The sequence below is a fragment of the Nevskia sp. genome (assembly GCF_023266035.1).
Taxonomy (GTDB): Bacteria; Pseudomonadota; Gammaproteobacteria; order Nevskiales; family Nevskiaceae; genus Nevskia.
On sequence record NZ_JAHFRY010000192.1, the window covers coordinates 1 to 5924 of the forward strand.

At 58.9% G+C, this 5924-nt stretch carries 4 protein-coding genes and 1 pseudogene; all 5 read right to left on the reverse strand.

The annotated features are described in order from the left end of the window. Positions 1-398, reverse strand: a pseudogene (locus Q0D45_RS20310) (hypothetical protein); the annotation flags it as partial. Continuing rightward, on the reverse strand, positions 395-2131 hold the full coding sequence (locus tag Q0D45_RS20315) for a tetratricopeptide repeat protein (protein WP_293397380.1): 1737 nt from the start codon (positions 2129-2131) through the stop codon (positions 395-397). The gene Q0D45_RS20315 and the pseudogene Q0D45_RS20310, both read right to left, overlap by 4 nt. Before the next feature lie 7 nt (positions 2132-2138). Further along, the gene (locus Q0D45_RS20320) at positions 2139-3320 is read right to left on the reverse strand and encodes a PilZ domain-containing protein (RefSeq protein WP_293397383.1); all 1182 of its coding nucleotides are present in this window, start codon (positions 3318-3320) and stop codon (positions 2139-2141) included. 44 nt (positions 3321-3364) lie between these two features. Then, positions 3365-4822: a glycosyltransferase family 2 protein gene (locus Q0D45_RS20325; protein ID WP_366946513.1), complete on the reverse strand. Its 1458-nt coding sequence runs from the start codon at positions 4820-4822 to the stop codon at positions 3365-3367. A gap of 107 nt (positions 4823-4929) precedes the next feature. After that, positions 4930-5924: nucleotide sugar dehydrogenase (locus tag Q0D45_RS20330; RefSeq protein WP_293397390.1), on the reverse strand; the 995-nt coding region annotated here is incomplete at its 5' end.

The window sequence follows — 5924 nt, forward strand, 5'->3', positions numbered from 1 at the left end:
AGCTGATGGCCGAGACGCACCGATTCACCGGGATAGTTGGTGAGGCCGTTGTACTGCAGCCAAGCCTCGTCGAGCTTGACAAAGCTCTTGACCTTGCGCTGCTGGTTGATCTGGGTTTCGGCCGTGTCGACAACGCTGCCGGTCGGCAGGAAAGCGCGTCCGCGCAAATATCCCGTCCAGGAATTGTCGATCTGGATCAATACACGGGGCGCCACGTCGAGGAAGAAATTATCGTCCGACTTGCCCCCGAGGAGACCGAGATCGGCAGGGCCGTCAAGCTGATACGAGCCGATCGCGCGGACGGCGGCATTGATGTCGACCGCTGAAGCTTGCTGATGAATGCCGGAACCGGCGGCCAGTACGCAGACCAACACCCGCTTGTTTTTTTTTCTGTTCATGGTTTCGACACACCTGCATAGACATCGGGACGAACCGGACGTTGGACCACCGGGAAGGCTTTGCGCTCGGCTTCATACAGCGCTTCTGCTCGCGCCAGTTCGTCTGGCGTGAACTCGGCGCGTAGTCGATCGAGCAGCTTGTAGGCCTTGACCACTGCACCTGGAGTGGCCTCCTTGGCCCCTTCCATGCTCGGCGTTGGCGGGTCTCGCTGAACCACGCGCAGACGCAGAATCAACGGACGTCCGGAGTCTTCAGATCGGCGCGCAAAGGCATAAGCGTTGATCCGATCAACTCGAATGCCGTAAGCAGCCGTAAACATGTAGGCCAGTGAATAATAGGCTCGGCCATTACCACTACGCGCGGCCTGAAGATAGTAGTTCATCGCCTTCGTCGGCTGCGGGTTGCCCAGTTCGCTGCGCGAATACATGCGTCCCAAACGGTAATTGGCGCCGAGTACGGTGGAACCGAACTGCAAACAGGCCAGATAATTCTTCTCGGCTTCCTGTGGGTTCAGGACCGTGCGCTGCCCGGCCAGGTAGTAGTCACCAAGTGCGAACTGCGCCGCGTGATTGCCTTCGACAACGCCCTTCTTCAGCAGGCTGCCGATGTCGACGTCCGGCAACAGAAATGGATACGGAACCGCGAAGATCGCCGCATTCAACGGAAAATCGCCAGGCTGCTTGAGCATCCAACGCAGAATGAGATCGGCTTTCTCGATGATGGCGGCCGATGAGGCCTTCGCCGCCGGCTCATCCGGCGGCGGTGGCGTAGGGCTGATCTGGGCTTCGGGAAGATCGGCACTCTCGTCAACACCCGCATCGTCGTTGTCGACGCCGTCGTCGTTCTGGGACTGGCTTTTGAACGTCTCGAAGAACTCGACTTCATCGGCCAGTTCGACGTGCTCGACCATCGCCGCCGCCAGGCGCCCCGCCAGTCGCTCGACCGGTTCCGGGACCGCATACAAAACAGCCGGATCTGGCGGCGGTGTGCCCTTGGCGAACACCTTCAGCGAATGATCGACCAGCGCATCGAGTTCCGGCCGTTCATTGCGATAGCGATAGAAGTGCGCCAGATCGATGAAGCAGTTCAGATGGATATCGAGGTTGGCCTTGCACAGCTCGAACAGCCGCGCGGCATGGTCGTTGTCCGCGATGTATTCCCGATACCAAGTGATCGCCGCAATCCGATCCGCCGGCAACGGTGAGCGGCTAAGCTTGTCAGCCAGCGCAGGCGCTTCCTTGTTGACGTCGAAATCCGGCCTTGTCATGTAAAGGAACAGCAACGTCGAATTCGCGGCGGGATCGTCGCGCCGGTCGCGAGCACGCAGGATCAAACTTTTCGCTTCAACCGAAGCCACACGATCGCCGGTATTGATCAGCGCACGCGCAAGTGAAAGATCGATTTCCGGCCGGCTAGGCAATGCCGCGCGATACCAGAGGATGGCATCGCGGTTCTTATCGATGCGATCCATCTGGACATAGGTTGCCGCTAGATAGACCTGCGCATCCGGGTAACCCCGTTCTGCAAGCGGTTTGAGATTCCGTTCGGCGTCGTCCAGACGTCCCGCCAGCCTTGCCTGATTGCCACGAGCAATATCCGGCAAGCCCTCTGCTTTGCCGATGATGGCCGCATCCTGCGGCTTCACCAGAATAGGCAGTCCCGAGTTGAATGTGGTGCTCGAACACCCGCTCATAACCAGCAGCAACGCCGCTGCGATAGGCAGACGGTTCATCAGACGATTACCGGAAGCGATCAAAGAACGGATCGATCAGCACTTCGACGGGTTCGTCGATATGGCTGATCTCGATCGGGTCCTTGGGCTGGATCACGGCAATCACGTCAGTGATCGCAGCGTTGGTGTTGAGACCGTTGAGATCGTTGAGGCCGTTGGCGTCGATCGTCTGTGCCGGCAGGATGCGCAGATCGCTGATGGTTCCGAAAACCGCTTTGGAAGCACCGTTGATGCGCATGCTGATTTCGCGGCCGACCGGCAGGTGCTTCATCTGGTCGTAATGGAAGCGCGCCAGCACGTAGGGTTGCGTGCCGGCCGGAACGAGTTCCATGACCGACTGGTTGCGCAGCACATACTGACCATCAGTCACGAACAGCTTCTGGATCGAACAGTCACACGGGCTGGCAACCGAGCCTTTGAGCTGCTCGCCTACCAGTTGGCCAAGCTGTTCAGGCGTCAGCTTGAAAGTGCCGGAGACGCCTTCGACCACTTCCAGCAGCGCGGTCTGGAACTGCCCGATGGCCTGACCCTTCTTGACCGTTGCGCCTAGGGCAACCGTAGGAAAGATGGTGCCGTCACGGGGCATGGTGATCGTATAGGTTGTCGAAGCCACCTTGGCCGCCGTGGCGTGGGTGACGAACACCAGATCGTAGAGCTTGAAGGTGGCGAAACCAAACGCCACTGCGCCGACGGCAAGGGCGATCGTCGTGCCAATCAGGGCGCGGAGCTTGCCGCCGACGCTCAGCCCGCCGCCGCCAGCGCCACGGGCGCGAACAAAGTTTTCGCGCGAAAGCGTCGACAACATCTCGCCGGCCGACACCAATTCCCCGCCAAGGAAGGCGGTGATGATCTGGCGTAACGCCGAGATTTCCTTGGCACCGAGATCTTGAAACACGCAGCCGATCCGGCCTGATTCTGCATCGATGGTCTTGGCTTCGAAGCTGACAGGAATCGTGAATCCGACCGAGTCGACATTCAGCAATACGTGACCGCTGTAGGTCACTCCGATCGGCAGCTTGTCCCCGGCCGGATCGAAGCTGAAACCTCCAGCAGACACATCGTGCAGTCGATAAGACTTGCGGTTGCCATCGACAGAAAACTGGATCGTTGCGGGCAACTTCACGCGGACGAACTGTCGCTGAGCCTCGGATTCATGAACGATTTTGCTGTTGCTGGTCGGCGAAGCCATGCGATTGATTCCTGTAGCGGGAAAAGGAGTTGGGTCAGCGAAGCTCAATTAAACGGAGACTTGAGCGTCGCGATGATCATGACAATGGCTGCAAAAACGCTGCAGGCCGAAAACAGCATGATCTGCGAGGAAAGTGCATTGAAACGAGCGTGAAACGGATCGAGATTGCGGGCCAGCGTGGTTTTCTGCCGCGTCCATGACTGCCGATCGGGGAAGAACAGCACGACGATCTTGATCAGCGATCCGAACACCTGGTTGTAGTACATCAGAATCGGATAGGACGGTCCGACGCGATGTCCGGCCAGCAGCAGCATCAGACACATGAGGCAGCGCGTGATACCAATCCAGACCAGATACAGGATCAAGTAATAGAAACTGAACCGGACGCTCGCGACCAAGGACGCACTCAAGCCCAGCAAACCGGTCCACATCTGTACGCGTTGATCCTGCAGCACGTAATAGGTGAACCAGCCGAGCTTGTGAGGCCCCAGATTGCGGGCACGCGAGTTCTGACGCAGCGAGTTGCCATACCAGCGGAACATCAGCTGTCGGCTGCTCTGCAGCAGACTTGGATTCGGCGGATGCTCGATCGTATGGATCACGGCATCGGGCAGATAGAAGGTTTCCCAGCCATGGCGTACCACGCTGAACCACGATGACTTGTCGTCGCCGGTAAGAAATTTCACCCGACCGAGCCGCCAGTGCATCGTCGAATCATTCTCGACATCGGCGATGAATGAGGACTGCGTGACGATATGCGCCCGGAATACCGACATACGCCCGGTCAAGGTCAGCACGCGGTGGCTTAGTGCCATCGAACACATGTTCAGATGCCGCTCGGCGAATCTCAGCTTGTGCCACTCGCTCATCACCCGCGAGCCCAGCACAGTGCAATACTCGTTGGTCGTCAACGCGCCGACTTTCGGCAGCATGTGGAACATCTGCGCGCACTTGCGCATCACGCCCGGCGTCAACACCGAATCGCCGTCAATGACTGCAACTAGAGCCGTGTGATCCGGGGTATCGCGAGCAATGGCACGGAAACCAAAGGCCAAGCCATCGCGCTTTCCGGTGCCGGGAATGCGCACGATGCGCAGCTTGATGTGCTCGGGCGGGTTGTAGCTTTCCCACAAGGCTCGGAATAGCAGTTCATCACCGTACTCGACGATCGATGCGACGATCGTCGACGGATAGCCGCAATCGACGGCCTGCTCGATAACCGCGCGGTAAACGCGAGCCGTCGTCTCGACATCGATGCGGAAGCTAGTGACGAGAAAATAGGCATGCGACGGATCTGCCGCGCTACCAGCCCGCTCGGCACGCTCACGAAGCCTCGGATAAGACACGTACAAAAACCACATTGCACGTGCGAAGTGAATGGCACGTAACGCGTATCGCCAGAGACCGACGAAGCCGACGGCAATCAGAAAGTGCGGCTCACCGGGCTGTAACGTATAAGAAGGCAGTAGCAGCGCCATGCAGCCCAGAACGCCGAGCAACATCAGCCAGCCGGCGGTGTCCCACCAAGCCTGCAGCGCCGGCCAGCCATCGCGTGCATCCGTGAATTCGTGGTTCATGTAGGTGCGTGTTCCCGACCGAGGCAGCCGAACTACCAGCAGATACCCTGCGCATCCTCGGTCGACGTCGAGCTCATGAATCCGACGAGGTCGACGAGCTTGACACCCGGCTTGAGCTTGGCGACGACGTCAGCAAACTCGGAATCCTTGTTGCCCAGCACAATGACGTCGGAACCACTGACCACATCTTCAAGCGTTGAGCTCAGCAATTTGGACACGTGAGGGATCTTCGAGTCGATGTAGTCCTTGTTGGTACCCATGACTCGAGCATGGTCGACATTACGGTCGAAGATCTTCAGCGAGTAGCCCTTGCCGATCAGCAGTTCTGCCAGATCGACCAACGGGCTTTCACGCAGATCGTCGGTGCCGGATTTGAACGCCAGACCAAGCAGACCGATGTTCTTCTTGCCGAATGCGGAAATCAGGTTGAACGCACGATCGACCTGAGCAACATTGCTGCGCATGATCGCGGCGAGCATCGGGTTGTCCGATTCCACCTGCGATGACCGGTAGTTCAACGCACGCAGGTCCTTCGGCAGGCAGGAACCGCCGAAGGCGAAGCCTGGCTTCATGTAATAGGCCGACAGATTGAGCTTGTCGTCTTCGCAGATCAGCTTCATGACTTCGCGACCATCGACGCCGCAAGCCTTGGCGATGTTGCCGATCTCGTTGGCGAACGTGACCTTGGTGGCATGCCAGACGTTGCAGGTGTACTTGACCATTTCAGCCGTTTCGATCGGGCGGCGGAAAACGGCCGCCGGCAGCACCGAGTAGATCGAGGCCAGACCTTCACCCGAGGCGGCATCCAGCTCGCCGATGATGGTCATCGGCGGCTCGCGGTAATCGTCGATCGCGGTGCTCTCACGCAGGAATTCCGGATTGACCGCAACGCCGAAGTCAGTGCCGGCCTTCTTGCCGGACGACTGTTCGAGCGCCGGAATCACCACATTCTTGACCGTACCCGGCAGCACCGTGCTGCGCACGACGACGGTATGCCGCGCTGCTTTGTTCTTCAGAATCGCGCCGA